Below are 24,152 nucleotides of genomic sequence, written 5' to 3'. Positions count from 1 at the left end.
GAGGCCCGCGCCAGCGCGTCCTGCGCCCGGCGGCCGGCCTCGCGCTCCGCCTGGCGGGCCTCGGCTTCCCGCATGCGGGCGGCGGCGATCTCGCCATCCAGGGCGCGGGCGGCGGACAGCGCTTCCTCCTGCGCAGCGGCGACCAGCGCCGATTCGGCCGCGGCGATCCGGGCACGGCGGGACGCTTCCTCATCCGCCGCGCGCAGCGCGTCGAGCTCCCGGCGGATCTGCCGCGCGATGCCCTGCAGCACCAGCACGCCGCGCAGCGCTTCCTCCGGCGGCAGCGGCACGGCGAGCAGCGTCTCGGCCGGCCACAGCGACAGCCGGCGCATCGCCGGCATCATTGGCGCCAGGGTTGCGGCGCGGCGGCCGACCTCGGCCCGCGCGGAGAGCGCGGCGAGCAGCGCCTGGCGCTCGCGGTCCTGGGCGGCATCGAGCACCGCCTCCGCGTGCTGCACCCGTTCGGCCATGGCGACTCGCTGGCGGGCGAGGCCGCGCTCCACCTCCGCGGCCTCGCGCGCCAGGCGGGCGGCCTCGGCGGCGGCGGCGCGCTCGGCCTCGGCGGTTCGCCGGGCGTCCTGCACGGCCTCACGCGAGGGCTGGGCGACGACGGGCAAGGCGGCCAAGGCGAGCAGCAGGGGCAGGCGGGTCAGGAGGGAGGGGACGGGCAGGGTGCTCCTCGGGCGAGGTGGAGGAGGTAAGCGGGGGCGGGAGGCGGGGGCAACCAGGGCGTGCTGGACGTAAGGGATTGTTCTTGGTATGTTCTTTTCATCATCGGGCGATCTGCGTCCGAAGTCCGACCGGAAAGGGGCTTTGCCCCTCTCCGGACCTCTCCCCACCAAAGGCCAGCGGGCCTTTGGAATGCGGGTTTTTGGCGTGAGTGGAGCGGCGGGACGTGCGGCTTGGGACGTCCCGAACGGGCAACGCGCTATATTCGGGCGGCAGGCCAAATCTTTGACGGTGCCAAATGACCATTTCCGCTGACCGGGCCACGCCCGAACGGCGCTCCGAGATCAGTTGCCCCCATTGCGGTCACCGCAAGGTCGAGGAGATGCCGACCGACGCGTGCCAGTTCTTCTATGAATGCGAGGGCTGCCACACCTTGCTGCGCCCGAAGGCAGGTGATTGCTGCGTGTTCTGCTCCTATGGCTCGGTGCCGTGTCCGCCGATTCAGATGGACCGACAGGGCCAAGGCGGTGGCTGCTGCCGCTGATCGGTTGATGGCCCCCGGATAGGTTCTCCAAGGGCGCTTGTTGGCCGCTCGAGCCCAACCCCAGCCTGCGCCACTTGGCGATGGTCCTCGGGTTCACCCCGTATCGCCGCGCCGGGTCTCTCAGGCCCGGTTGAAATTTCCCAGCCCATCGGAACCCAAAGGGACGTCCGGCGTTCCTGCGTGTGGCGCCGTGCCAGTGCGCTTCGAGGAAGGGACCGGCGAATGAGGACCTGGGCACTCCAACTGACAGCGAAGGAATGCGAAGCCGTGGCGGTGCTTGCTCCGCACTCGCGGGTGACGGCTGCGCGCGACGGCTGCAGGACGCGGCTCAAGACGATCGAGCAACTGGAGGCGAGCATCGCGCGCGTCGTCGATGCGAGGGATGGCTGGGTCTTTGCCAAGGACCTGAGGATCTTCGTCGGGTACATCGACCCATCGGTATCGGCCGGCGCGCGCGAGGCCCTGATGCTGCTCCAGATGAGGGTGCAGGCCTTGCCGCCACAGGCGGGAATCCCCAGCCGGCGCCACTCTGCGTTTCGATCGACGTCCACGCCCTACGTCACGCACACCGACGCGCCCGCGGCATGAAGGGCCGGGCTGTCTGCGCCTCACCGACCGCCGGGCGACCCGTCGCGTTTCCGTACCTGGCCGGGTCTCCATCAGGGCCGCCCGGCGCAGGGCGCGACGATGGCGGTCGAGCGCGCGCCGGCATGCACGGCGACCCAAAATAAAGGCCTAAAATCCTAAAAACCTAAAGTGATCTCAACCAAAGGTTGCACAAAATCCCGCGGTCCAAGGGGCCGCTGCCCCCTGGCGGGGTGAGGTTCGGAGAGGGGCGGCGCCCCTCTCCGCCCCACCATCACTGAATCCGGATGTTCCGCGCCCTGATCATGTCCCGCCACTTCGCGTTCTCCGCCGCGAAATACGCCGGCCAGGCATCCGGCGATGTCACCATCGGCAGCACGGCCAGCGTGGCGAGCCGCAGCCGCGTGTCGGCCGCCATCATGGCCGCGCGGGCGAGTTCGTTGGCGCGGCGGATGATTTCCGGCGGCAGTCCGGCGGGGCCTTGCAGGGCGATGTGTTCCTCGACCACGACGCCGGGGAAGCCCTGTTCGGCGAAGGTCGGGATCTCGGGTGCGAGCGGGCTGCGTTCGCGCGACGCGATGCCGAGCGCGCGGAGCGTGCCGCCCTGGATCTGCGGCAGGATGCCGGAGGCCGCCTGGAACACCATCGGCGTCTCGTTGGCGATCACCCCCTGCACGGCCGGCCCGCCGCCGCGATAGCCGACATCGGGAATGGTCAGCCGCGCTTCCTGCAGGAAGAGCTCAGTGGCGAGATGCGTGGAGGACCCGATGCCGGAATTGGCGTAGGTGATGCGGTGGTCGGGCCGGCGCGCCATCTCGACGAATTCCGTGAGGGTGCGGGCCGGGAAGTCCTTGTTCACCACCATGATGATCGGCATGGCGGCGAGCAACCCGATGCCGACCAGGTCGCGTTCATTGTCGTAGGGAAGTTGGTAGAGCCACGGCGCCATCGCATAGGTGCTGACGGTGCTGACCAGCAGCGTGTAGCCATCCGGACGGGCGCGGGCGACCGAGTTGAAGCCGATCGTGCCGTTCGCGCCGGTGCGGTTGTCCACGACGAAGGACTTGCCGCTGTCCTGCGACAGGCGCTGCGCGAAAATGCGCGCGACCGCGTCGGTCGATCCACCGGCGGCCCAGGGCACGACGAGGGTGACGGGGCGGGACGGCCAAGCGTCCTGCTGCTGCGCCGCGGCGGTGCGGGCAAGCCCGGTGGCGGCCGCGAGGCCGAGCGTCGAGCGACGGGTGAACATGGCGTTTGCGCCCTCCCAGGGATCGGCCGGTTCAGGCCGTTGCGGGGGGCTTCTAGACGGTCTGCCGCGGCAGGGGGAAGCGGCGTCTAATCCGCCGCCGCCTGCCGGCGCGGCCGCAGCAGCGACCGCCCGGTCATCGCCGTCGGCTGGGTCACGCCGAGCAATGCCAGCAGCGTCGGCGCGATGTCGGCCAGCCTGCCATCGGCCAGCGTCGCGCCGCCCGGCCCGCCGAGCAGAATCGCCGGCACCGGGTTGGTGGTGTGGGCGGTGTGCGGGCCGCCGGTCGCGGGGTCGCGCATCAACTCGGCATTGCCGTGGTCGGCGGTGACGAACAGTGCACCGCCGGCCGCGCGGATCGCCTGCGCGATGCGGCCGAGGCCGGTGTCCACCGCCTCCACCGCCTTGGTCGCGGCGTCCAGGCTGCCGGTGTGGCCGACCATGTCGGCATTGGCGAAGTTGAGCACGATCAGGTCGTAGGCACCCGAGCCGATCGCCGCGACCGCCTTGTCGGTCAGTTCCGGGGCCGACATCTCCGGCTGCAGGTCATAGGTCGCGACCTTGGGGGAGGCGACGAGGATGCGCTCCTCGCCGATATAGGGCGTCTCCTCCCCGCCGTTCAGGAAGTAGGTGACGTGGGGATACTTTTCGGTCTCCGCCATGCGGAGCTGCTTCAGCCCGGCGGTCGCGGCGACCGAACCGAGGATGTCGGCCATGGATTGGGGCGCGAACAGCGTCGCGAGATGCGCGTTCAACGCCTCGCTGTATTCGGTCATGCCGGCGGCGGCGGCGAAGCGCACGACGCGCTTGCGGGGGAAGCCGGTGAAGGCGGGATCGACCAGCGCGGCGAGGATCTCGCGCACCCGGTCGGCGCGGAAGTTGAAGCACAGCAGGCCGTCGCCGTCCTTCATGCCGGCGTAGTCGCCGATGACGGTGGCGGGGATGAACTCGTCGGTCTTGCGGGCGGCGTGCGCGGCGGCGATGGCGGCCTGGGCGGTGGGCGCATGGGCGCCCTCGGCCAGGACCATCGCGTCATGCGCGGTGACGACGCGCTCCCAGCGGTTGTCGCGGTCCATCGCGAAGTAGCGGCCGATGACGGTGGCGATGGAGACGCCAGGCAGGGCGGCGATGTCGGCCTCGAACTTCGCCATGAAGCCGGGCGCGGCCTTGGGCGCGGTGTCCCGGCCATCGGTCAGCGCATGGATCGCGACCTTGATGCCGGCGGCCGACAGGATGCGCGCGAGTGCCGCCGCATGGTCCTGGTGCGCATGCACCCCGCCCGGCGAGAGCAGCCCCATCAGGTGGCAGGTGCCGCCCGAGGCCTTCAGCGCGGCGATCAGCCCGGTCAGCGCCGGCAACGCGGCGATGGACCCATCGGCGATGGCGCGGCCGATGCGCGGCAGGTCCTGCATCACCACGCGCCCGGCGCCGATGTTGAGGTGCCCGACCTCGGAATTGCCCATCTGCCCGTCCGGCAAGCCGACATCCTCGCCCGAGGTGCGCAGGAAGGCATGCGGGGAACCGGCCCAAAGTGCGTTGAAGGCAGGTGTCTTCGCCTGCAGCACCGCGTTGTCGGCACGGTCCTCGCGCCAGCCCCAGCCGTCCAGGATGACGAGCATGACGGGGCGGGGGCGGCTGGCGGACATTGGCGGGTTCCTCGGCTTCGGCGCCGGATTACCCCCCGGCATGGCCGGGCGGCAAGGCCGGGCCGTCAGCCCGGGATCAGCACCGGCACGCCGAACAGGATGCGATGCCCATGCAGCACCGCCGCCCACAGCAGCACCCCGGCCAATGGCGCGATCCAGCCGATCTCGCCCGCCACGAAGCGGTTCCGCCCCGCCAGGATCGCTCCGAAGGGCAGGATCGAGGTGGCCGCGGCGAAGCCCGGCCAAGCGTCCGGATGGCGCTTCGCCATCTTGGCGTCGATGGACGGCATGCCGGCGACAGCGGTGACCAGGAAGGCGCCGAAGAAGACGATCGCTGCCGTGTCGCCATTGCCGAGGATGTGCAGCGCAGCCCAGGCGCTGAAGGCGCACATCATCGGATGCCGCGTGACCCGCTGGACGCCGCGCGGCCCGCGCGCGACCAGCCCAGCCCCGCCCATCGCTGTCGGGTTGCCGATCAGCGAACAGGCGAAGAGCATGAAGACCGGCAGCATCAACGCGGCGATGACCCAGCGAAGCCAGCCCGGCGCGAACCAGACCGGCATCGTCCCGGAACCCTGCCAGGCCATGACCAGCAGCGCGATGGCGGCGAAGGAGGCCGCCGAGAAGGCCATGGTGAAGCCCGCCTCCCCGATGCGCCCGCGCAGCGCGGTGCCGGAGATGCCGACATGCACACCGATCCACAGCAGCGCAGCGAGAATGAGGAACAGCATGCCGGCATCATCGGCGCGCCGCCGCCACGGCGTCCAGCACCGGCGTCAGCCCCAGGCGCGACCTCGCCCAGCCGCCTGGGACCGGAGAGAGACCCCGCGCAGGGCACCACGGTGCAACCATGAAGGATCGGCGCGACCCCATCGGATCGCGGCCTTGCCGCGATCCGCGAGCGCCAAGCACGACCGCGCCCGGGCGGTCCGTCGCACCCAACGCGGCAGTGCATGGCGCGCAAGCCGAGCCGGAGGATGCCGGCGCCGGCGCCTGAGGCCAAACAAAGCCTCAGGGCCGCCAGGCCCTATGATAGGGATGGTTCTGCCGGATCGCCTGGGCGCGGTAGAGCTGTTCCGCCAGCATCCCGCGCACCAGGAAATGCGGCCAGGTCATCGGGCCGAGCGCGATACGGTGATCCGCCCGCGCCGTGACGGAAGGATCCAGGCCCTCCGCCCCGCCGATCAGAAAGCAAGGTGCGCGGCCGGCTTCCTCCCAGCGCGCCAGCAGCGTGGCGAAGCGCTCGCTGTCGGGCTGTTCGCCGCCGAGGTCGAGCGCCACCGCCACCGCATCCGCCGGCAGGGCAGCAAGCAGTGCCATTCCCTCGCGCCGGCGGATCTCGGCGGCGGAACCGCGCGCCTCGGGGATCTCCGTCACCTCGGGCGGTGGGCGGAGACGCGCGGCGTAGTGCGCATACAGCGCCGCCTCCGGCCCAGCCTTCATCCGCCCGACGGCGAGGATCCTAGCCGGGCGCGGCGTTGGATGCCCCCGGGCTTTCCGGGCCCCACATGCGCTCGATGCGGTAGAGCTCGCGCGCTTCGGGGCGGAACAGGTGGATCACCAGGTCGCCCGCGTCGATCAGCACCCAGTCCGGCGAGGCCTGGATGGCATCGCGCCGCAGGTTCAGCCCGGCTTCGCCAAGCGCCTCGTCCAGATGCGTCGCCATGGCCTGGAGCTGGCGCTCCACCTGGCCGGTGGCGATGATCAGGCGGTCGGCGTAGTCGGCCCGGCCGGTGACGTCGAGCAACACGATGTTCTCAGCCTTGTCGTCCTCGAGGCTCTTGACCGCCGCGGCGACGAGCAACGAGAGGCGGTCGGGCGACAGCTTCTCCCGCTTGCGCGTGCGCGAGGGGCGCGGCGCGGCGGGGGCCTCGGCCGGCTTGGCCTTGGGTGTGGCCTTTGCCTTGGGTGCGGCGGCCTTGGCCTTTGATGCAGCCTTTGCCTTTGGCGCAGCCTTCGCCTTTGGCGCGGCCGCCTTGGGCGTGGCCTTCACCTTCGGCGCGGCGGCCTTGGCCTTGGGCGCAGCCTTCGCCTTTGGCGTGGCCTTGGCACTCGGCTTCACCGCCGCCTTCGCCTTGGGCGCCGCCTTGGCCTTCGTCGCCGGCTTCGGGGCTGCGGATTTCGCCTTCGGCGCAACCTTCGCCTTGGCGGCGCGGGCCTTCGGTTCGGCCTCGGCCTTCGCCTTGGTGGCGCTTGCCTTCGGCTTGGCCGCGGCCTTCGCTTTCGGTGCGGCCTTGGCCTTGGCGGCCGGCTTCGTCTCGGTGGTCTTCGGCGTGCGGGCTATGGCCCCCTCCTCTCGCCCGTGGAACCGCTCGCCCGCGCTCTTCGGATGGCGGTGGCGGATGCGGCGTGCTCCCGCGCCGGAACCAAGCACCAAGCGGCGTGCGGCGCAAAGGATTCTGTCAGCAGCCCGCCCGGCGCCCGCCTGTGATGGCGCAGGACATGCGCCGCGCGACCCGCCAATGCCCGCCGCGTCCAGCCCGGCCGCGGCAGTACCGCGAGCGCCACATGCCGCGCAATCCCGCGCCACCGCTTCCAGCGCGGCAATTGCACGAGGTTGTCCGCGCCGACCACGAAGGCGAAGCGCGAACGACGAAACCGTCGCCGCAGCAATGCCAGCGTATCGGCCGTGTAGCGCGTGCCGAGCAGCCGTTCGAGATCCGTCGCGATGACGCGCCGGCCATCCGCGATGCGCCGCGCCGAGGCCAGCCTTTCGGCCAGCGGCGCCATACCCTTCATCGGCTTCAGCGGATTGCCCGGCGAGACGAGCAGCCACACCTCATCGAGCCGCAGCGCCCGCATGGCCATACGCGCGACGTGCCGATGCCCCGCATGCGCCGGATTGAACGATCCGCCGAGCAGCCCGATGCGCCGCCGGCGCGAATCCCCGAATCGGCCTGGCGTCACCGCGTCCGGACGCTCACGCTGACGGGCTGCGCCACCAGCCCTTCATAGCGCACCGTATAGGTCCGCCCGGCCTCCAGCGGCAGCGTCGGCGAATAGCCGGCGACCGAGAGCAACTGCCCCGCCTCCAGCCGCAGCCCCGCACGCGCGAGGTCCTCGATCAGGAAGGCGACGACGTCGAGCGGATGGCCGAGTGCCGCGGTGCCCGGCGCACGCGCGCGTTCCTGCCCGCGGTCATCGACCATGGTCACCGTCATCGAGGCCAACCGATCGACGAAATCCTGCGTAGGCTCCACCGGGATCGGCGTGCCGACCACGCCGAGCCGTGCGCCGACATTGATGGCGAGCAGGTTCGGCCCGTCGAAGCCGCCGGACAGCACCAGGTCCGGCAATTCGATGTAGGGGATGACGACGTCGATGTGGCGCAGGATCGCCAGCCGGTCCCGGCCGGCCTGGTTGATGCCATCGTCGCGCACACGCACCAGGAAGTCGCTTTCGATCACCGGCACGGCCCCGAAGCGGGCTGGCACCTCGGCGCCGTCGCGCAGGCTGACGCTGCTTTCCATCAGCACGCCGCGCACCGGATGGTTCACGCCGAAGCGCTGCTGCACCGGCGCGCTGGTCAGCCCGACCTTGTAGCCGACCGGCCGGCCCCAGGATTGACGCAGCAACTCGACCAGCTGCGCCTGCGCGCAGAACCCATCCGCCAGCGAGGTCATGCCGGTGAAGGCCGGGGAGGATTGGTTGTCGAGCAGCGCCTCGGCGACGCGCCCGACCGCCTCGGCATCCGGGCAGGCGGCGTGGGCCGCGGCGGGCAGGGCGATCAGGCTCGCGAGCAGCAAGCGGCGCATCGTTCGTTCCTCCGGTGGCCGCCGATGCTACCGGCGGCATGGTCCCGCCGTGAAGGCCAGTTCAGCGGAAGTTCAACACCACGGCGCCGAGACCCTCAATGGACAGCCGCCAGGTCTCGCCGGGACGCGGCGCCATCGGCGCTGGGGCGGCGAGCAGCGCGACCAGTTCCCCGCCGCGCAGTGGGCGGCCCTCCGCGAGCAGGTCGCGAGCCAGCGGGTCGATCAGTGCCTGCGGTGGCGCGGCGATGCCAAGGCGCGGCAGCGCCGCGACGGTGCTGCCATCGACCTGCAGCAGGCCATCCGGTGCGGCATCGGGCAGCGGCATCTCCGGCCCCACCACGCCGAGGCGCAGCCCGAGATTGCCGGCGATGCGCGCCGTCGCATCCGTGCCGCCGGCCAGCGCCGCCAGGTCGAGCAGCGCGAGATAGGGGCTGACCGCGACGGCGCGGCCTTCGCCGTTGACGCGCAGCAGCACGCCGGGTGCGACGGCAGGCCGCGCGCCGAAGCGCGCTTCGAGCGTCGCACCGGAACTTTCGCGCAGCGTCGCGTGCAGCAGCGCGCCGCGCAGCGGCGGCAGGGACTCGGCGGCGAGCGCCACGCCCTCGATATCACCCCAGGGCTGGGCGAGCATGGCCACCAGCCGGTCCTGCGCGCACCGCGTGTCGGCGGGCGTGGTGAGGGTGAAGGGCTGCGGCACGCCGCGTTCCAGCAGCGCGCGGGCGAAGCGCGCGACGGTCGCGATGTCGGGGCAATCGGCGCGAGCCGGGGTGGCGAGGCCGAGCGCGGCGACGCAGGCGAACAGGATGCGCTTCATGGCGGTTCTCCCGCCCGTCATCCTACACGGCGACAATCGGTGCTGCCATGTCAGGGATGCGGTTGCCCCCGCATCGGACCAGGAGCGCAAAGCGCGACCGCGCCCAGACCGACAGCCGCCGCAGGCGCGCCAGTGTGGGGCGCGAAGGCAAGCGGGCCGGATGGCCCGCGCCCGCCGATTGAGGGCGTGAGAAATCTACCTCGTCTGGCCGGTGCCGATCACGTGGTAGCGGTAGGTGCAGAGCTGCTCGAGCCCGACTGGCCCGCGCGCATGCATCCGACCCGTCGCGATGCCGATCTCGGCGCCGAAGCCGAATTCGAAGCCGTCGCAGAACTGCGTGGAGGCATTCCACATGCCGACTGCGGAATCGAGGCCGTCGAGGAATTCGCGTGCCGCTGCCTCATCGTTCGTGACGATCGCCTCGGTGTGCTCCGAGCCATAGCGGCGGATATGCGCGAGCGCATCGGCCACGCCATCGACCACCTTCACGGACAGGATGGCGTCGAGCCATTCGGTGCCGAAATCCTGTTCGCTCGCCGCGGGCAGGCCGGCGACGATGGCCCGCGCGCGATCATCGGCGCGGAAGTCACAGCCGAGCGCGCGCAGGTCATCGATCAGCAACGGCAGCAGCGACGGGGCGATGGCGGCGTCGATCAGCAGCGTCTCCGTCGCGCCGCAAATGCCGGTGCGGCGCATCTTCGCGTTGGCGAGGATGCTGCGCGCCATCGCCGGATCGGCGCCGGCGTGGATGTAGGTGTGGCAGAGCCCCTCGGCATGGGCGAGGACCGGCACGCGCGCTTCTTCCATCACCCGCGTCACCAACCCCTTGCCGCCGCGCGGCACGATCAGGTCGATCAGCCCGGCCGCGCGCAGCATCGCGCCGACGAAGGCGCGGTCGGCGGTGGGGGCGACCTGGATCGCGGACTCGGGCAGTTGCGCGGCGCGCAGCCCATCGACCAGGCAGGCATGGATGGCGGCGGCGGAGCGCGTGCTCTCCGACCCGCCGCGCAGGATCACCGCATCGCCGGATTTCAGGCAGAGTGCCGCGGCATCCGCCGTCACGTTCGGGCGGCTTTCGAAGATCATGCCGATGACGCCGAGTGGCTGCGCGACGCGGCGCATTACAAGGCCATTGGGCCGCGTCCATTCGGTGAGCACGCGGCCGACAGGGTCCGGCAGTGCTGCGACATCCTCGAGGCCCGCGGCCATCGCTTCGATGCGTGACGGCGTCAGCGTCAGCCGGTCGCGGAAGGCCGAGGTCAGGTTCGGCGCGCCCTCGAGGTCCGCCGCATTGGCAGTGAGGATCGCCGGCGCGTTGCGGCGCAGCGCCGCGGCGGCTTCCCGCAGCGCCAGGTCCTTCGCCGGGGTCGGGGCGCGCGCGACGATGGCGGCGGCCTCGCGCGCGGCGCGGGCGACGGTGTCGAGAAGGCGGGCAGCGTCCTGGGGGATGGCGTTCACGATAAGGGTCTCCGGTGGGGAGGCTTATCGCGACGGCGCCGCCGGGGGAAGCGGCGGATTGCGGAACGGTGCGTAACCGATGCCGTGCGGGGGGCGAAACATCACACGGCACAGGGCCCGTGCCTTCACATCACGATGCATGGAGAAACTGCTATGTCGAACAGGACCCTGCGTCTTGCCGGTGCCGCGCTGCTCGGCGCGCTCGCTGCCGGCCCGGTGCTGGCCCAGACCGCTCCCACCCCCGAACCGCGCCGCTACGCGGTGACGATCGGCAGCGGCGAGAACCAGATGGTGATCTATGTGGACTCCATGATGATGCCGCGCACCGCGGGTGGCGCGAGCGGCACCCGCGCCGGCCTCGCCGGCTCCTTCGAGGCGGTGACGATCGGCGTCGGCGAAGGCGCGATGACCGTCTATCGCGATACGAATGGACGCATGGCGATGACGCAGACAGCGTTGATGTCAGCACCCGTCGCGCTCGCCCCGGGCCGCGCCGTCACGATCGGCTCCGGCTCCAGCGAGATGGTCGTCTATGTGCAGGAAGTGCAGATGACGACGCCGGCGCGGCGCTAAGCCGTTCCGGCTGACGGCACGTCGCGGTGCCGCCACCTGGTCATGCCCGCTGCGCTTCGTCGCGCAGCGGGCATCATTCGATGCGGATGCCGCTTTCGCGGACGATCGGCTCCCACTTCGTGCGTTCCGAAGCCCAGGCTTCGGCGAAGGCCGCCGGCGTCGTCGGCATGGGTTCGAGGCCACTGCGGTTCAGCGTCGCCGTCACCTCCGCATCGTCGAGCGCCGTGCGCATCGCGGCGGCGAGGCGCGCTATCACCGGCTCCGGCGTGCCGCGCGGCGCGGCCACCGCATACCAGCCCGGCACGTCGAAGCCGGGCACGCCGCTTTCGGCAACGGTCGGCACCTCCGGCAGCAATCGCGAACGATTGATCGTCGGCACCGCCAGCGCGCGCAGCCGGCCGGCCTGCACATGCGGCAGCACGGACGGCGCGGTGGCGAAGGAGTAGTCGATGCGTCCCGACAGCAGGTCCGTCGCGACCAGCGCGCCGCCGCGATAATGCACGGGCACCGTCTCGATCCCGGCCATCCGGTCGAACAGCACGCCCGCGAGATGCGGGCTGCCGGCAATGCCGCTGGTGCCATAGGACAGCCGGCCCGGCGCCGCCTTCGCCGCCGCGATCAGGTCGGCGGTGCTGCGCCAGGGGCGATCCGCCGGCACCACCAGGATGTTGAACAGGTCGACCGCGATGGACACCGGCACCAGGTCGCGCTGCGGGTCGAAAGACAGGCGCATCACCATTGGGCTGATCACCAGCGCGCCGATCGTGCCGAGCAGCAGCGTATGGCCATCGGCCGGAGCGCGCGCCACCGCCTCGGTCGCGATGTTGCTGCCCGCGCCGGGACGATTCTCGATCACGACGGGTTGACCGAGCAACTCACCCATCTTCGGCGCGAAGCTGCGCGCGGCGATGTCCACCGCGCCGCCCGGCGTGAAGCCCACCAGCATGCGGATCGGACGATTGGGGAAGCCATCCTGCGCGATGGCGGGGCTCGCGACCGTGAGTGCGCCGGCAGCCAGCAGGCCGCGTCGAGTGATGCGTTCGATCATGGATATTCGTCCCGGTCGATGATGTCGTTGTGCGGAGTGTCGCATGGTGGTGAATCGCCACAAGTCATCATTCGCCGAACGCATGGCGGTGATAACCATGGTGCGTTGGGATGGTCGCGTTACCGTCCCATCTCCTTTGGCGAAGTGGTGGTCAGGAAGCTTCCGACACCACGACACACCAAAGGACGACAGATCATGAATGCCATCGTCACCCGCATCGCCGCCGCTGCCGTGTTCGGCCTCGCCGTGTCGCAGGCTGCCATCGCGGCGCCGACGACCATCACCGCGCAGGCCTATGTCGGCGGCAGCGGCGAGAATGAATCGGTTGCCTATGCCGGCGCGGTCCCGCAGGGCACGCCGCTTGCGCCTGCGACCATCAGCGGCACGGGCGAGAACATCTCGGTCGAGCTGCCGCGCCCCGTGCTGCCCGCGCAGTCGGGCTACGTCGCGGTGGTCGAGGGCACCGGCGAGAACCAGTCGGTGCGCTACCTGCCCGTCGCGCCGCGCGGCTGATGTGGTGCGGGGGAGGGCAGTGTCCTCCCTCGCTCCGCGCTACAGCAGGACGAGGTCATCCCGGTGGATGATCTCGTCACGCCCGCGCCAGCCGAGGAGCGATTCCAGTTCCTCGCTGCGATGCCCCGCGATCAACCGGGCCGCTTCCGCATCATAGGCCGACAGGCCGCGGGCAAGTTCATGTCCCGCTTCATCGCGCACGCTGATCGGATCGCCGCGCGTGAAGTCGCCTTCCACGGCGCGCACGCCAGCCGGCAGCAGCGATGAACCGCGCCGCAACGCGCGCGCAGCACCCGCATCGACGCGAAGCACACCCAGCGGCGCGAGGCTGCCCGCGATCCAGCGCTTGCGCGCGGTGCGCCCCTCCGGCGCTGCCAGGAACCAGGTGCAGCGCGCTCCATCCACCAAAGCCGCCAGCGGATTGTCGCGCTGGCCGAGCGCGATCGCCATCGCGCAACCCGCGCCGGTCGCGATGCGCGCGGCGATCAGCTTCGTGCGCATCCCGCCGGAGGAATAACCCGGCGGCGGTTCGCCACCCATCGCCATGATCTCATTCGTGATGCGATCGACGGCGGGAATATGCGCGGCAGCCGGGTCCTTGCGCGGATCGGCGGTGTAGAGGCCGTCGATGTCCGACAGCAGCACCAGCGCATCGGCGCTGATCATTTCCGCGACACGCGCGGCGAGGCGGTCATTGTCGCCGAAGCGGATCTCCGCCGTGGCGACCGTGTCGTTCTCGTTGATCACCGGCACGCAGCCCAGCGACAGCAGCGTCGAGATCGTCGCGCGGGCATTGAGGTAGCGGCGGCGGTCCTCGGAATCCTCGAGCGTCAGCAGAAGTTGCGCGGCATTCATGCCGTGCGCGGACAGCGCTTCCTGCCAGGCACCGGCGAGGCGGATCTGTCCGACCGCGGCGGCGGCCTGCTTTTCCTCAAGCCGCAGGGTGCGGCGCGTCAGCCCCAGCGCGCGGCGGGCCAGCGCGATGGCGCCTGAGGACACCAGCACCACCTCCGCGCCCCCGGCGCGCAAGGCCGCGACATCCGCCGCGACCGAGGCGAGCCAGGTGGCGCGCGGAACGGCCGTCTTCTCCTCCACGACGAGGGCGGAGCCGATCTTGATGACGATGCGACGGGCGCTGGCGAGGGAGGGAAGCTTGGTGTCCATGCGATAACGATGACGAAAGGCGGCGTAGCCTTAATGCATTCCGACCCGCGGCGGAACCGGGGGAGGCGCCTTTCCCTCGCATCCGGATGGCAGAAATGCCCCCCATCAAAGTCGGGAGTCCTGTCTGCCTTCTGGCGGCCCGTTGGTGTCCCATCACATGGTCGCAAACCCCAAGGAGGACAGCCGACATGAAGCGTTTCATCATCGAACGGGAACTGCCGGGCGTCGGAGGCTTCGACGCCGGTCAGCTCAAGCAGGCCGCCGCGACGTCCAACGACGCCCTGGCGCAGCTTCAGGGCAAGGTGCAGTGGGTCGAATCCTTCGTCGCCGACAACAAGACCTTTTGCGTCTACCTCGCCGAGGATCAGGCCCTGGTGCAGGAGCACGCCCGCATCAGCGGCTTCCCGGCCAACAAGGTCACCGAGGTCCGCGGCGTCATCAGCCCCATGACGGCGGCGGCCTGAGCGAGCCCCGCGCGCGCCGGATTGCCTGGGCGCGCGCGGGACGCTGGAGGGTGCAAGGCCATGATCGACAGCATCGACGCTTCGCTCGGCCACTTCTGCTGGGTCGACCTGGCGGCGACGGACGCCGCCGCGGCCGCCGGCTTCTACCGCAGCGCCTTCGGATGGACGGCCCGAGAGGAACACGCCGGCGGCGGCACGGTCATCCGGTTCCGGCATGGGGGAGGGGATGTCGGGTCGGCCTACCAGCTGCGGCAGCAGCATCTCGCGGCCGGGGTGCCGTCGCATTGGACGCCCTATCTCCGTGTCGCAGCGCTGGAGGCGGCGATCGGGCGCATCACCGCGTGCGGCGGGCGGGTGATCGTGCCACCCTTGGCGGCCTCGGGCCGGGTGCGGATCGCACTGGTCCAGGACGTGGTCGGTGCGCTTGTCGGTCTGTGGCAGCAGGACGCGACGCGCGAGGAGAGGCAGGCTGATGTCCCGGCGTGACAAGGCACCCGCGGAGGACCGCCGAGCCAAGGATGCGGCGGTGATCGACGTCACCGTGGTGCTGACCGAAGGCAGCTTCGCCTCGACCGCGGTCGCCCCGATCGAGGTTCTGCATTCCGCCGGACTGCTGTGGAACACGCTCCGCGGGGATGCACCCGAGCAACGCTTCAACGTCCGCGTCGCCTCGCTCGATGGCCTGCCCGTGCAAAGCGCCTGCGTCGTCGGCCTGGTGCCGCAATACGCGCTCGAGGACATTGCCCGGCAGGATATCGTGATCGTCGCGGCGAGCGGGCTCGACCTCGACGGCCAGATGCGGCGCCATGCGCCGCTGCTGCCCTGGCTGCGTGCGCGCCATGCCGAGGGTGCGATCATCGCGAGCATCTGCAGCGGCGCCGCCTTCCTTGCCGAGGCGGGGCTGCTCGATGGGCGGCGTGCCACCACGCATTGGGCGATGGCGGAGATCCTACGGCAGCGATACCCCGCCGTGCGCTGGGAGCCCGACAGTTTCGTGACCGAGGACGGGCGGGTGCTGTGCAGCGGCGGTGTCTATGCCGCGATCGACCTTTCGCTTCACCTCGTCGAGATGTTTTGTGGCCGTGAGGTAGCCGTCCGCTGCGCCAAGGCGCTGCTCGTCGGCATGCCGCGCGCGCGGCAATCGGGCTACGCGGTGCTGACCCTCGCGCGGCCGCACGATGACGCGCGCATCCGTGAGGCCGAGGAATGGCTGCAGGCGCGCTTCGACTCCGATGTCTCTCTCGATGCGATGGCCAGCGATCTCGGCATGGCCGCGCGAACCTTCATCCGGCGCTTCAAGGCGGCGACGGGCCGGCAGCCGCTCGCCTACCTGCAGGCGCTCCGCGTCGAGGCCGCGAAGCAGATGCTCGAGCAGGGGGCAAACTCGGTCCAGGCCGTGTGCGACCGCATCGGCTACGAGGACATCGCCTTCTTCCGCACGGTATTCCGTCGCCACACGGGCATGACCCCCGCCGAGTACCGCAAGGCTTTCGCCGGCTTCAACCTTCCGCGACGCCGAATTGAAGGCGCGTCCCACGGCTGAGCCGAGCGAGCAGATTTCATCCCGATCCGGCTGCCGCGCCCGCCAAGGAGGCTCTAGGGTGAGATCCAGGGGGTGGCGCCATGCCGGCGAGCATCTCCGTCACCCATAAGGAGGATGCCATGGCCGATCTGGTGATCATCGCCTACCCCGACGTCGCGACGGCGGAGGCAGCGCGTGCGAAGCTGATGGAGCTTCAGAAGGAATACCTGATCGAGCTCGGCGATGCCGTGGTCGCCGAACGCCAGGCGGATGGTGCGGTGAAGCTGCACCAGCTGATCAACACCACGGCAGCGGGTGCCGCCGGCGGCGCGATGTGGGGGACGCTGATCGGGTTGCTGTTCCTCAACCCGTTGCTCGGCGCGGCGGCCGGGGCAGGGGCTGGGGCGCTCAGCGGCTACCTCACCGATGTCGGGATCGACGACAAGTTCCTCAAGGAAGCCGCCCAGGCACTGACGCCCGGCCAGGCGGCGCTGTGCGTGCTGGTGCGCAAGGTGACGGCGGACAAGGTGCTGCCGGCGATGGCGCATTTCGGTGGCACCGTGCTGCGCACCAACCTGACGAGCGAGCAGGAGACGAAGCTGCGCGAGGCGCTACGCGCAGGCTGAGAGTTCCATGTCCCGATGGCGGCGCGCGCGTTCGCAGCGCGTCAGCCGCCGTCATGCCTGATGATCCCGGCCCCATGCATCGGGCCGGGAACAGCGTCAGAGCGCGGCGTCGGCCTCGGCCTGATTGCGCGTGTGGATGGTGTCGGCGAGCGCGCGCAGGGCTTCGGGCACGCCGTCGCCGGTCGCGCCGCTGATCACCAGCACGGGGCGGCCGCAGGCGCGTTCCAGCGCCTTGATGCGGGAGGCGCGGCCCTGCGGCGTCATCGCATCGGCCTTGTTCAGCGCGACGATCTCCGGCTTGTCGGTCAGGCCGTGACCATATCCCGCCAGTTCGGCGCGGATGGTGCGGTAGGCGCCGGCCGGATCGGCCTGCGTGCCATCGATCAGGTGCAGCAGCACGGCGCAGCGTTCGACATGGCCGAGGAAGCGGTCGCCGAGTCCCGCACCTTCATGCGCGCCCTCGATCAGGCCGGGGATGTCGGCGAGGACGAATTCCTCGGTCGCGTTCAGCCGCACCACGCCGAGCTGCGGATGCAGGGTGGTGAAGGGGTAGTCGGCGATCTTTGGCTTCGCCGCGGAAACCGCCGCGAGGAAGGTGGACTTGCCCGCATTGGGTAGCCCGACCAGGCCGGCATCGGCGATCAGCTTCAGGCGCAGCCAGAGCCAACGCTCCTCGCCAGGCCAGCCCTTGTCGGCGCGGCGCGGGGCGCGGTTGGTGCTGGTCTTGTAGTTGGCATTGCCGAAGCCGCCATCGCCGCCGCGCGCCACGACCACCCGTTTGCCCGGGGCATCGAGGTCGGCGATCAGCGTTTCCTTGTCCTCGGCGAGGATCTGCGTGCCGACCGGCACTTTCAGGATGACTTCGTCCGAGCCCGCGCCGGTGCGGTCGGCGCCCGCACCGTTGCCGCCCTTTCGGGATTTGAAATGCTGCGTGTAGCGATAGTCGATCAGCGTGTTGAGGCCTTCGACCGCCTCGGCGATCACGTCGCCGCCCTTGCCGCCGTTGCCGCCATCGGGGCCGCCGAACTCGATGAATTTCTCGCGCCGGAAGGCGACGACGCCGTCGCCGCCGTCGCCGGCCTTCACCCAAACCTTGGCTTCATCGAGGAATTTCATGGTGCCTGGCGCTCTGCAAACGAAAACGGGGGCCCTGAGGCCCCCGCCAACGCGCGACGCGGATGCGTGCGGTTATTCGGCGGCCTGGGCGGCCGGCACGACCGTCACGTGCACGCGGCCTTCGGCGCGGCGCACGAACTGGACGCGGCCATCGACGCTGGCGTGCAGCGAGTGCGTGCGGCCGGCGTAGACGTTCTCACCGGGGATCATCTTCGTGCCGCGCTGGGTCACGATGACGGAGCCGGCATTCACGGTCTGGCCGCCGAACAGCTTCACGCCGAGGCGCTTGCCGGCGGAGTCGCGACCGTTGCGGGACGAGCCGCCTGCCTTTTTGTGAGCCATTTGTGTGCTCCTTACGCCGCGGTGATGGCGGCGATCTTCAGCACCGTCTGGTGCTGGCGATGGCCGTTCTTGCGCCGGCTGTTCTGGCGGCGGCGCTTCTTGAAGATCAGGACCTTGTCGCCGCGCGACTGCTCGACAACCGTCGCGGTCACGGACGCGCCCGGCACGGTCGGCGCGCCGACGGACAGGCCGCCCTCGCCGCCCACCAGGAGCACGTCATGGAAGGTCACGGTCGAGCCGGGTTCGGCCTCGAGCCTCTCGACGGTAAGCACGGCGTCGGGGGTGACGCGGTACTGCTTGCCGCCGGTGCGGATCACTGCATAGGTCATGGGTCGCCCCGGGACTCTTTCAAACTGCGTGTGGTTTCTGGGTGTCGGCCCAAAAACGACCGTCGGCGGCACCGAGGCGCCGCCGTGGGAGGGGGCCTATAGCGCTGGGCGGGGTCCGCCGTCAACGGCTTGGGGGCGTTGCGCGGCGCGAGGGAGACGACTATACGGCGGGACCCCTCGACCGGGGAACCTTATGCCGGCTTCGGCCGGCGCGCGGAGAGGTGCCGGAGTGGTCGAACGGGTCGGTCTCGAAAACCGAAGTACGGGCAACTGTACCGTGGGTTCGAATCCCACCCTCTCCGCCATCATTAACTCAATGATTAGAAAGCATATCTGGCATTTCCGCGATCTTGGCAGAGGGCTGGCACGTGGCCGCCATTTGCCCGGGGGTGCGGTGGTCTCGGGGAGGCTGCGGTTCAAAGCGATCCGGACGAGTCGGAGGTGACCACGAAGCTTGCCTCCGCCACCTTCAGGCCATTTGACCGCCGGATAGTACGGGCCGCCGAGTAGAGCATGCCGCTCTGGCGCATCGCCGAACTCGGCATCCTAGTCATAGGGCGATAGTCGAACGTCCTTCTGCTGAGCGGCCCAAGCCGTGCCTGGGTGATCCGCTCAGGCCGGTCCCGTATGACCGGATATGTCCAGCAGCGGGGACGGGCGCGGAGGGCGCTGCAACTCGCCGTGCCGAATGCTCCGGACCCTTGCGATCCACCATTGGCAAGGCCGCGCTCCGATCTTTGAACACCACACCGGCGCGGGTGCATGACACGTGAGAATACGTCAGTGACGCTGCCTTGTTGTGGCAGTGACGCCGCTCAAGATCAAAGAGATCAGTAGCGTCGGCATGCGATCGCATCGCAGCCGGGAGATCGGGATGGTTGAACTCCGCGACGTCTTCTCCGAGCACCGCGCGATGCGCGACAGGCGTGGTGAAGTCGAGTTGAGTCTCGCTGACTACTTGGATGCGTGTCGCCAGGATCCCCAATGCTACGCGAGCCCGACCGAGCGGATGCTGCGGGCCATCGGCGAGCCCGAGCTCGTTGATACGGCGCGCGATCCGCGTCTCGCTCGCATTTTCATGAACCGCACCATTCGCGTCTATCCCGCCTTTGCCGAATTCTTCGGCATGGAGGAGACGATCGAGCGGATTGTCGGCTTCTTCCGCCACGCCGCGCAGGGCCTCGAGGAACGCAAGCAGATCCTCTACCTCCTGGGGCCCGTCGGTGGCGGCAAATCCTCGCTCGGCGAGCGCCTGAAGAGCCTGATGGAGCGGGAACCGATCTACGTTCTCAAGGCGGGACCGGATCTCAGCCCGGTATTCGAGACCCCACTCGGCCTGTTCGACCCGGAGCGAATGGGACCGATCCTGGAACAGCAATACCGCATCCCCACCCGATATCTGAGCGGCGTCGCCAGCCCGTGGGCGCTCAAGCGGCTGGAAGAGTTCGATGGCGACCTGAGCCGCTTCCGGGTCGCGAAGGTCTACCCATCGCGCCTGCGCCAGATCGCGGTCACCAAGACCGAGCCCGGCGATGAGAACAACCAGGACATTTCCGCCCTGGTCGGCAAGGTCGATATCCGCAGGCTCGAGACCTTCAGCCAGAGCGATCCCGACGCCTACAGCTTCTCCGGTGGGCTGAACCGGGCCAATCAGGGCATCCTTGAATTCGTTGAGATGTTCAAGGCGCCCATCAAGGTCCTGCATCCCCTTCTGACAGCCACGCAGGAGGGCAGCTATGTCGGCACCGAGAACATCGGCGCCATCCCCTTCCAAGGCATCATCCTGGCCCACTCGAACGAGGCTGAGTGGCAGGGCTTCCGGAACAACCGGACCAACGAAGCGTTCCTCGACCGCGTCAGCGTGGTGAAGGTGCCGTATTGCCTGCGCGTCACGGAAGAAATCCAGATCTACGAGAAGCTGATCCGCGGTTCCGCCCTGGCCGAGGCACCCTGCGCGCCGCACGCGCTGGAGATGCTGGCCCGCTTCGCGGTGCTGTCGCGGCTCAAGCCCCACGAGAACTCGCCGCCCTTCACCAAGATGCGCGTCTATGACGGGGAAAATCTGCGCGAGACCGACCCGAATGTGCGGACCCTGCAGGAATACTGCGACGCGGCCGGCGTGGATGAGGGGATGGACGGGATCTCCACGCGCTTTGCCTTCAAGGTGCTATCCGCCACCTTCAATCATGACCCGACCGAGATTTCGGCCGATCCGGTCCACATGATGTATGTCCTGGAACAGTCGATCAGGCGCGAGCAGTTCCCACAGGAAACGGAGGCGACTTACCTCGCTACCGTCAAGTCCGAACTGGCTTCCCGCTATGCCGAGTTCATCGGCAACGAGATCCAGAAGGCCTATCTCGAGAGCTATCACGACTACGGTCAGAACCTGTTCGACCGTTACCTCGACTATGCGGATGCATGGATGGAGGGTCAGGACTTCAAGGATCCCGACACCCGCCAGATGATGAACCGCGAACTGCTCAACGCCGAGCTGACCAAGATCGAGAAGCCGGCCGGCATCGCCAATCCCAAGGACTTCCGCAACGAGGTGGTCAAGTTCGCCCTGAGAACCCGGGCGAGCAGCGGGGGGCGGAATCCATCCTGGACGTCCTACGAGAAGATCCGCGACGTGATCGAGAAGCGCATGTTCAGCCAGGTGGAGGATCTGCTGCCGGTAATCAGCTTCGGCTCGAAGAAGGATGGCGAGACCGAGAAGAAGCACAGCGAGTTCGTGGCACGCATGGTCGCCCGCGGTTATACCGAACGCCAGGTGCGACGACTGGTCGAATGGTATATGCGGGTCAAGCAGTCGGCCTGAGTCGCGCGGGGTACAACCGCTTGGACATCATCGATCGACGCGCCAATCCACACGGCAAGAACCTCGAGAACCGGCAGCGCGTCCTCGCCCGCGCCCGCGCTGCCCTAAGGCAGGCGGTGCGCGAAGCGGTTGACCGGGGCACCTTGCGCGAAATCGGTCATGGCCAGGTCGTGACCATCCCGGCAGATCCGCTGCACGAGCCTTCCTTTCACACTGTCTTCACCGGTGGCGCGCGCCAACTGGTGCTTCCGGGCAATCGCGAGTTCTCGGTGGGCGATCGGCTCGCGCGGCCATCGAGGGGCGGTGGAACGGGCGGCGGCACCGGCGCTTCCGAAGGCGGCGCTGCGGAGGATAGGTTCCGTTTCGTGCTGACCCGGGAGGAGTTCCTGGACCTGTTCTTCGACGATCTGGAATTGCCCGACCTGGTGAAGCGTCAGATCGTCGAGATGGAGAACCTGGCGCCGACCCGCGCTGGCATCAGCGTTGCCGGGATGCCGTCACAGCTCGACCTCTCGCGCACGATGCGCCAATCCATGTCGCGCCGGGTCGGCCTGCGCCGGCCGAAGCCGGAGGACGTCCGCAAGCTGGAGGTCGACATCGAGGAGCTCGAGGCGAGCGGAGAGGATCACGGGCGGCTCGAGATCATGCGGGCGGAACTGGCGCTCGCGCTGCGCCGGCTCGCGCGGATTCCGTGGATCGACCCCGTGGATCTGCGCTACCGGCGCTTTGCTCTGGTGCCTCGGCCCTCTGCGCGGGCTGTGATGTTCTGTCTGATGGATGTGTCCGGCTCCATGACCGAGGAGATGAAGGACCTCGCCAAGCGCTTCTTTCTCTTGCTCCGAATCTTCCTCGAGCGACGCTACCGCAAGGTCGAGCTGGTCTTCATCCGCCACACGGACATGGCCGACGAGGTGGACGAGAAGACGTTCTTCACGGACCCGCGGACTGGCGGCACGGTCGTCTCCAGTGCGCTTGCGGAGCTCATTCGAATCCAGCGCGAGCGCTACCCCGCTGACTCCTGGAACATCTACGCAGCGCAGGCCTCGGATGGCGACAACCTCGGCGGCGACACGGTGAGAGCGGTCAGCATGCTGGAGGCGGATATCCTGCCGATCGTGCAGTATTTTGCCTATATCGAGATCGCGCCCCCAGGATCGGCGAGGGCGGTAAACTCGGACCTCTGGCAGGGCTACGAGGCAGTCGCGGAACACGCACCCAGTCTCGCGCTGCGCCGCGTGAGCGAGCGCCGCGACATCTTCCCGGTCTTCCGCGATCTGTTCGCGAAACGCATGTTGGCCAGTTGAAAATCCGAAGCCGATCCCAGTGAGGAGGGACCGCCCATGTCCTCCCGGCTCCTGTTCGACGACGCGCACTGGAATTTCCAGACGCTTCAGCGGTGCTACGATGCGGTCGAGCAGATCGCCACCGAGGAACTCGGCCTGGAGGTCTTTCCGAACCGCATCGAGGTGATCACGGCCGAGCAGATGCTCGACATCTATACGGCCCATGGAATGCCGCTGACATATCGCCACTGGTCCTATGGCAAGCGCTTTCTGCAACATGAGACGAGCTATCGGCGCGGTTGGACGAGCCTCGCCTATGAGGTGGTGATCAACTCCAATCCCTGCATCAGCTACCTGATGGAGGGAAACAGCGCGACCATGCAGACACTGGTCATCGCGCATGCCGCCTTTGGCCACAACCACTTCTTCCGCAACAACCATCTGTTTCAGCAATGGACGGAGCCGTCGTCGATACTCGACTACCTGGAGTTCGCACGCGGCTACGTTGGTCGGTGTGAGGATCAGCATGGGCCGGCGGCGGTGGAGCGGATTCTTGATGCGGCGCATGCGCTTTCGCGTCACGGGGTGCACCGCCACGCCGGAAGCCGCCCGCTCAACCTGAAGGCAGAGGAACAGAGGGAACGCGAGCGCCGCGAGCATGACGCGCGCGAGTTCAATGATCTGTGGCGAACCGTGCCGCGCACCCGGACGGCGCGCGACAGCGATGCGTCCGCGGAGCGGCGGCGCCGGCTCGGGCTGCCCGAGGAGAATCTGCTCTACTTCGTTGAGAAGCTGTCGCCACGCCTCAAGCCATGGGAGCGGGAGATTGTTCGCATCGTGCGGCTCATTGCGCAGTACTTTTACCCGCAACCGCAGGTGAAGCTGATGAATGAGGGATGCGCAAGCTGGGTGCATGCGCGCATCATGACGCGGCTGCACGAAGCGGGCCGGATCAATGATTCAGCCTTCATGGAGGCGCTTCATTCCACGAGCAATGTCATGATGCAGCCGGCCTTCGATGAACCAGGCGGCGCAGACTTCAACCCATACGCCCTGGGCTACGCCATCATGAGTGATATTGAACGCATCTGCACGGCGCCCACTGACGAAGACAGGCGCTGGTTCGCGGATATCGCCGGCAATGGTGACCCGCTCGGTTCCCTGCGCCATGCATGGGCGAACTTTCGCGACGAAAGTTTCATCCTTCAGTTCCTGTCGCCCGCCGTCATGCGGCAGTTCCGCATGTTCCGGCTTCTGGATGACGTGAGCGATCCCATGCTGAAGGTCGATGCGATCCACGACCAGGCTGGCTATCGGGAGATTCGTCGTACCTTGGCGCGGCACTACGACCCTGGCGAAACCGATGCCGATCTGCAGATCGTGGATCTTGATCTGGAGGGAGATCGCGAGCTGCGGGTGGAACATCGCACGCGCCCTGGGCGGCTCCTCCATCAAGCCGATGCCGAGGCAACCCTGCGTCACCTCGCGCTACTCTGGGGCTACGGCGTGAAGCTTCAGGAGGTTGACGGCAATACGGGTGCAGTTCTTGCCACTCACCGTGGCAATCCGCCGACGAGCTGACCGGTTCCGCCCCTGGCGCAGGAAGCCGCCAGGAGCCCGCCTGATCAAGGGTC

Annotated in this window: 25 protein-coding genes, 1 tRNA gene and 1 pseudogene; 12 read left to right on the top strand and 15 right to left on the bottom strand. The window is 68.9% G+C overall.

What is annotated here, in order from left to right; genetic code table 11:
- Nucleotides 1–626 (bottom strand): annotated as a pseudogene (locus AC2YHJ_RS17650) (hypothetical protein); the annotation flags it as partial.
- A gap of 341 nt (nucleotides 627–967) precedes the next feature.
- Here AC2YHJ_RS17650 and AC2YHJ_RS17645 point away from each other — a divergent pair.
- Both AC2YHJ_RS17645 and AC2YHJ_RS17640 read left to right on the top strand, forming a co-directional pair.
- Nucleotides 968–1,213 carry a GDCCVxC domain-containing (seleno)protein gene (locus tag AC2YHJ_RS17645; protein ID WP_487397401.1) on the top strand — a complete coding sequence of 82 codons (246 nt, stop codon included), beginning with the start codon at nucleotides 968–970 and terminating at the stop codon, nucleotides 1,211–1,213.
- 267 nt (nucleotides 1,214–1,480) lie between these two features.
- On the top strand, nucleotides 1,481–1,801 hold the full coding sequence (locus AC2YHJ_RS17640) for a hypothetical protein (protein ID WP_487397400.1): 321 nt from the start codon (nucleotides 1,481–1,483) through the stop codon (nucleotides 1,799–1,801).
- A gap of 271 nt (nucleotides 1,802–2,072) precedes the next feature.
- Here AC2YHJ_RS17640 and AC2YHJ_RS17635 read toward each other — a convergent pair whose 3' ends face one another.
- From AC2YHJ_RS17635 to AC2YHJ_RS17595, 9 genes are all read right to left on the bottom strand, one after another.
- The gene (locus tag AC2YHJ_RS17635) at nucleotides 2,073–3,047 is read right to left on the bottom strand and encodes a Bug family tripartite tricarboxylate transporter substrate binding protein (protein ID WP_487397399.1); all 975 of its coding nucleotides are present in this window, start codon (nucleotides 3,045–3,047) and stop codon (nucleotides 2,073–2,075) included.
- Between the two features lie 86 nt (nucleotides 3,048–3,133).
- Nucleotides 3,134–4,690 (bottom strand): 2,3-bisphosphoglycerate-independent phosphoglycerate mutase, encoded by a 1,557-nt coding sequence (gene gpmI / locus AC2YHJ_RS17630; protein WP_487397398.1) that lies wholly within the window; start codon nucleotides 4,688–4,690, stop codon nucleotides 3,134–3,136.
- Between the two features lie 65 nt (nucleotides 4,691–4,755).
- Nucleotides 4,756–5,421 (bottom strand): NnrU family protein, encoded by a 666-nt coding sequence (locus AC2YHJ_RS17625; protein WP_487397397.1) that lies wholly within the window; start codon nucleotides 5,419–5,421, stop codon nucleotides 4,756–4,758.
- Nucleotides 5,422–5,701: 280 nt separating this feature from the next.
- A complete protein-coding gene (locus tag AC2YHJ_RS17620; protein WP_487397403.1) occupies nucleotides 5,702–6,151 on the bottom strand; it encodes a 23S rRNA (pseudouridine(1915)-N(3))-methyltransferase RlmH in 450 nt (149 codons plus the stop codon).
- Nucleotide 6,152: 1 nt separating this feature from the next.
- On the bottom strand, nucleotides 6,153–7,064 hold the full coding sequence (gene rsfS, locus AC2YHJ_RS17615; protein ID WP_487397396.1) for a ribosome silencing factor: 912 nt from the start codon (nucleotides 7,062–7,064) through the stop codon (nucleotides 6,153–6,155).
- The gene (locus AC2YHJ_RS17610; protein ID WP_487397395.1) at nucleotides 6,971–7,597 is read right to left on the bottom strand and encodes a nicotinate-nucleotide adenylyltransferase; all 627 of its coding nucleotides are present in this window, start codon (nucleotides 7,595–7,597) and stop codon (nucleotides 6,971–6,973) included. Before AC2YHJ_RS17610 ends, rsfS begins: the two co-directional genes overlap by 94 nt.
- Complete coding sequence (locus tag AC2YHJ_RS17605) at nucleotides 7,594–8,445, bottom strand: 2-keto-4-pentenoate hydratase (protein ID WP_487397394.1); 852 nt, start codon at nucleotides 8,443–8,445, stop codon at nucleotides 7,594–7,596. The genes AC2YHJ_RS17610 and AC2YHJ_RS17605 overlap by 4 nt, the downstream gene beginning before the upstream one ends.
- A 61-nt stretch (nucleotides 8,446–8,506) precedes the next feature.
- Nucleotides 8,507–9,259, bottom strand: coding sequence for a hypothetical protein (locus AC2YHJ_RS17600; protein ID WP_487397393.1), 753 nt, complete (start codon nucleotides 9,257–9,259; stop codon nucleotides 8,507–8,509).
- Nucleotides 9,260–9,454: 195 nt separating this feature from the next.
- The gene (locus AC2YHJ_RS17595; protein ID WP_487397392.1) at nucleotides 9,455–10,717 is read right to left on the bottom strand and encodes a glutamate-5-semialdehyde dehydrogenase; all 1,263 of its coding nucleotides are present in this window, start codon (nucleotides 10,715–10,717) and stop codon (nucleotides 9,455–9,457) included.
- Between the two features lie 153 nt (nucleotides 10,718–10,870).
- Between AC2YHJ_RS17595 and AC2YHJ_RS17590 the strand changes: the two genes are divergently transcribed.
- Nucleotides 10,871–11,290, top strand: a complete 420-nt coding sequence (locus AC2YHJ_RS17590) for a hypothetical protein (RefSeq protein ID WP_487397391.1) — start codon at nucleotides 10,871–10,873, stop codon at nucleotides 11,288–11,290.
- A 73-nt stretch (nucleotides 11,291–11,363) separates the two neighbouring features.
- On the opposite strand, the gene AC2YHJ_RS17585 is transcribed toward AC2YHJ_RS17590, so the two are convergent.
- A complete protein-coding gene (locus AC2YHJ_RS17585) occupies nucleotides 11,364–12,338 on the bottom strand; it encodes a Bug family tripartite tricarboxylate transporter substrate binding protein (protein WP_487397390.1) in 975 nt (324 codons plus the stop codon).
- Between the two features lie 195 nt (nucleotides 12,339–12,533).
- On the opposite strand from AC2YHJ_RS17585, the gene AC2YHJ_RS17580 reads away from it, so the two are divergent.
- Nucleotides 12,534–12,851 (top strand): hypothetical protein, encoded by a 318-nt coding sequence (locus AC2YHJ_RS17580; RefSeq protein ID WP_487397389.1) that lies wholly within the window; start codon nucleotides 12,534–12,536, stop codon nucleotides 12,849–12,851.
- 39 nt (nucleotides 12,852–12,890) lie between these two features.
- Here AC2YHJ_RS17580 and proB read toward each other — a convergent pair whose 3' ends face one another.
- Nucleotides 12,891–14,015: a glutamate 5-kinase gene (gene proB / locus AC2YHJ_RS17575; protein ID WP_487397388.1), complete on the bottom strand. Its 1,125-nt coding sequence runs from the start codon at nucleotides 14,013–14,015 to the stop codon at nucleotides 12,891–12,893.
- 188 nt (nucleotides 14,016–14,203) lie between these two features.
- Here proB and AC2YHJ_RS17570 point away from each other — a divergent pair, with 188 nt between their 5' ends.
- The 4 genes from AC2YHJ_RS17570 to AC2YHJ_RS17555 all read left to right on the top strand — a co-directional run bounded on the left by AC2YHJ_RS17570 (nucleotide 14,204) and on the right by AC2YHJ_RS17555 (nucleotide 16,627).
- The gene (locus AC2YHJ_RS17570; protein WP_487397387.1) at nucleotides 14,204–14,479 is read left to right on the top strand and encodes a DUF4242 domain-containing protein; all 276 of its coding nucleotides are present in this window, start codon (nucleotides 14,204–14,206) and stop codon (nucleotides 14,477–14,479) included.
- A gap of 60 nt (nucleotides 14,480–14,539) precedes the next feature.
- The gene (locus tag AC2YHJ_RS17565) at nucleotides 14,540–14,965 is read left to right on the top strand and encodes a VOC family protein (RefSeq protein WP_487397386.1); all 426 of its coding nucleotides are present in this window, start codon (nucleotides 14,540–14,542) and stop codon (nucleotides 14,963–14,965) included.
- Nucleotides 14,952–16,022, top strand: coding sequence for a GlxA family transcriptional regulator (locus tag AC2YHJ_RS17560; protein WP_487397385.1), 1,071 nt, complete (start codon nucleotides 14,952–14,954; stop codon nucleotides 16,020–16,022). Before AC2YHJ_RS17565 ends, AC2YHJ_RS17560 begins: the two co-directional genes overlap by 14 nt.
- 119 nt (nucleotides 16,023–16,141) lie before the next feature.
- Complete coding sequence (locus tag AC2YHJ_RS17555) at nucleotides 16,142–16,627, top strand: DUF1269 domain-containing protein (protein WP_487397384.1); 486 nt, start codon at nucleotides 16,142–16,144, stop codon at nucleotides 16,625–16,627.
- A 96-nt stretch (nucleotides 16,628–16,723) separates the two neighbouring features.
- Here AC2YHJ_RS17555 and obgE read toward each other — a convergent pair whose 3' ends face one another.
- The 3 genes from obgE to rplU all read right to left on the bottom strand — a co-directional run bounded on the left by obgE (nucleotide 16,724) and on the right by rplU (nucleotide 18,414).
- A complete protein-coding gene (gene obgE / locus AC2YHJ_RS17550) occupies nucleotides 16,724–17,743 on the bottom strand; it encodes a GTPase ObgE (RefSeq protein WP_487397383.1) in 1,020 nt (339 codons plus the stop codon).
- A gap of 72 nt (nucleotides 17,744–17,815) precedes the next feature.
- Nucleotides 17,816–18,085, bottom strand: coding sequence for a 50S ribosomal protein L27 (gene rpmA, locus AC2YHJ_RS17545; protein ID WP_487397382.1), 270 nt, complete (start codon nucleotides 18,083–18,085; stop codon nucleotides 17,816–17,818).
- An 11-nt stretch (nucleotides 18,086–18,096) separates the two neighbouring features.
- A complete protein-coding gene (gene rplU / locus AC2YHJ_RS17540; RefSeq protein WP_347543464.1) occupies nucleotides 18,097–18,414 on the bottom strand; it encodes a 50S ribosomal protein L21 in 318 nt (105 codons plus the stop codon).
- Nucleotides 18,415–18,629: 215 nt separating this feature from the next.
- On the opposite strand from rplU, the gene AC2YHJ_RS17535 reads away from it, so the two are divergent.
- The 4 genes from AC2YHJ_RS17535 to AC2YHJ_RS17520 all read left to right on the top strand — a co-directional run bounded on the left by AC2YHJ_RS17535 (nucleotide 18,630) and on the right by AC2YHJ_RS17520 (nucleotide 24,099).
- A tRNA-Ser gene (locus AC2YHJ_RS17535) sits at nucleotides 18,630–18,719 on the top strand.
- 500 nt (nucleotides 18,720–19,219) lie between these two features.
- The gene (locus AC2YHJ_RS17530) at nucleotides 19,220–21,235 is read left to right on the top strand and encodes a PrkA family serine protein kinase (protein ID WP_487397381.1); all 2,016 of its coding nucleotides are present in this window, start codon (nucleotides 19,220–19,222) and stop codon (nucleotides 21,233–21,235) included.
- 20 nt (nucleotides 21,236–21,255) lie between these two features.
- On the top strand, nucleotides 21,256–22,539 hold the full coding sequence (locus AC2YHJ_RS17525; RefSeq protein WP_487397380.1) for a YeaH/YhbH family protein: 1,284 nt from the start codon (nucleotides 21,256–21,258) through the stop codon (nucleotides 22,537–22,539).
- A gap of 36 nt (nucleotides 22,540–22,575) precedes the next feature.
- The gene (locus tag AC2YHJ_RS17520; RefSeq protein WP_487397379.1) at nucleotides 22,576–24,099 is read left to right on the top strand and encodes a SpoVR family protein; all 1,524 of its coding nucleotides are present in this window, start codon (nucleotides 22,576–22,578) and stop codon (nucleotides 24,097–24,099) included.
- Nucleotides 24,100–24,152: the final 53 nt, after the last annotated feature.

This window comes from Roseomonas sp. SRI_022 (assembly GCF_057586215.1).
The sequence above is the reverse complement of the archived record's forward strand: the minus strand, read 5'-3'. Positions and strand labels throughout refer to the sequence as shown.

Excerpts from the sequence above, each read along its gene's own strand:
- AC2YHJ_RS17645 (WP_487397401.1), top strand. The coding sequence starts at position 968 with ATGACCATTTCCGCTGACCGGGCCACGCCCGAACGGCGCTCCGAGATC.
- AC2YHJ_RS17635 (WP_487397399.1), bottom strand. The coding sequence starts at position 3,047 with ATGTTCACCCGTCGCTCGACGCTCGGCCTCGCGGCCGCCACCGGGCTT.
- gpmI (WP_487397398.1), bottom strand. The coding sequence starts at position 4,690 with ATGTCCGCCAGCCGCCCCCGCCCCGTCATGCTCGTCATCCTGGACGGC.
- AC2YHJ_RS17625 (WP_487397397.1), bottom strand. The coding sequence starts at position 5,421 with ATGCTGTTCCTCATTCTCGCTGCGCTGCTGTGGATCGGTGTGCATGTC.
- AC2YHJ_RS17605 (WP_487397394.1), bottom strand. The coding sequence starts at position 8,445 with ATGCGCCGCTTGCTGCTCGCGAGCCTGATCGCCCTGCCCGCCGCGGCC.
- AC2YHJ_RS17600 (WP_487397393.1), bottom strand. The coding sequence starts at position 9,259 with ATGAAGCGCATCCTGTTCGCCTGCGTCGCCGCGCTCGGCCTCGCCACC.
- AC2YHJ_RS17590 (WP_487397391.1), top strand. The coding sequence starts at position 10,871 with ATGTCGAACAGGACCCTGCGTCTTGCCGGTGCCGCGCTGCTCGGCGCG.
- AC2YHJ_RS17585 (WP_487397390.1), bottom strand. The coding sequence starts at position 12,338 with ATGATCGAACGCATCACTCGACGCGGCCTGCTGGCTGCCGGCGCACTC.
- AC2YHJ_RS17580 (WP_487397389.1), top strand. The coding sequence starts at position 12,534 with ATGAATGCCATCGTCACCCGCATCGCCGCCGCTGCCGTGTTCGGCCTC.
- proB (WP_487397388.1), bottom strand. The coding sequence starts at position 14,015 with ATGGACACCAAGCTTCCCTCCCTCGCCAGCGCCCGTCGCATCGTCATC.
- AC2YHJ_RS17570 (WP_487397387.1), top strand. The coding sequence starts at position 14,204 with ATGAAGCGTTTCATCATCGAACGGGAACTGCCGGGCGTCGGAGGCTTC.
- AC2YHJ_RS17565 (WP_487397386.1), top strand. The coding sequence starts at position 14,540 with ATGATCGACAGCATCGACGCTTCGCTCGGCCACTTCTGCTGGGTCGAC.
- AC2YHJ_RS17560 (WP_487397385.1), top strand. The coding sequence starts at position 14,952 with ATGTCCCGGCGTGACAAGGCACCCGCGGAGGACCGCCGAGCCAAGGAT.
- AC2YHJ_RS17555 (WP_487397384.1), top strand. The coding sequence starts at position 16,142 with ATGGCCGATCTGGTGATCATCGCCTACCCCGACGTCGCGACGGCGGAG.
- obgE (WP_487397383.1), bottom strand. The coding sequence starts at position 17,743 with ATGAAATTCCTCGATGAAGCCAAGGTTTGGGTGAAGGCCGGCGACGGC.
- rpmA (WP_487397382.1), bottom strand. The coding sequence starts at position 18,085 with ATGGCTCACAAAAAGGCAGGCGGCTCGTCCCGCAACGGTCGCGACTCC.
- rplU (WP_347543464.1), bottom strand. The coding sequence starts at position 18,414 with ATGACCTATGCAGTGATCCGCACCGGCGGCAAGCAGTACCGCGTCACC.
- AC2YHJ_RS17520 (WP_487397379.1), top strand. The coding sequence starts at position 22,576 with ATGTCCTCCCGGCTCCTGTTCGACGACGCGCACTGGAATTTCCAGACG.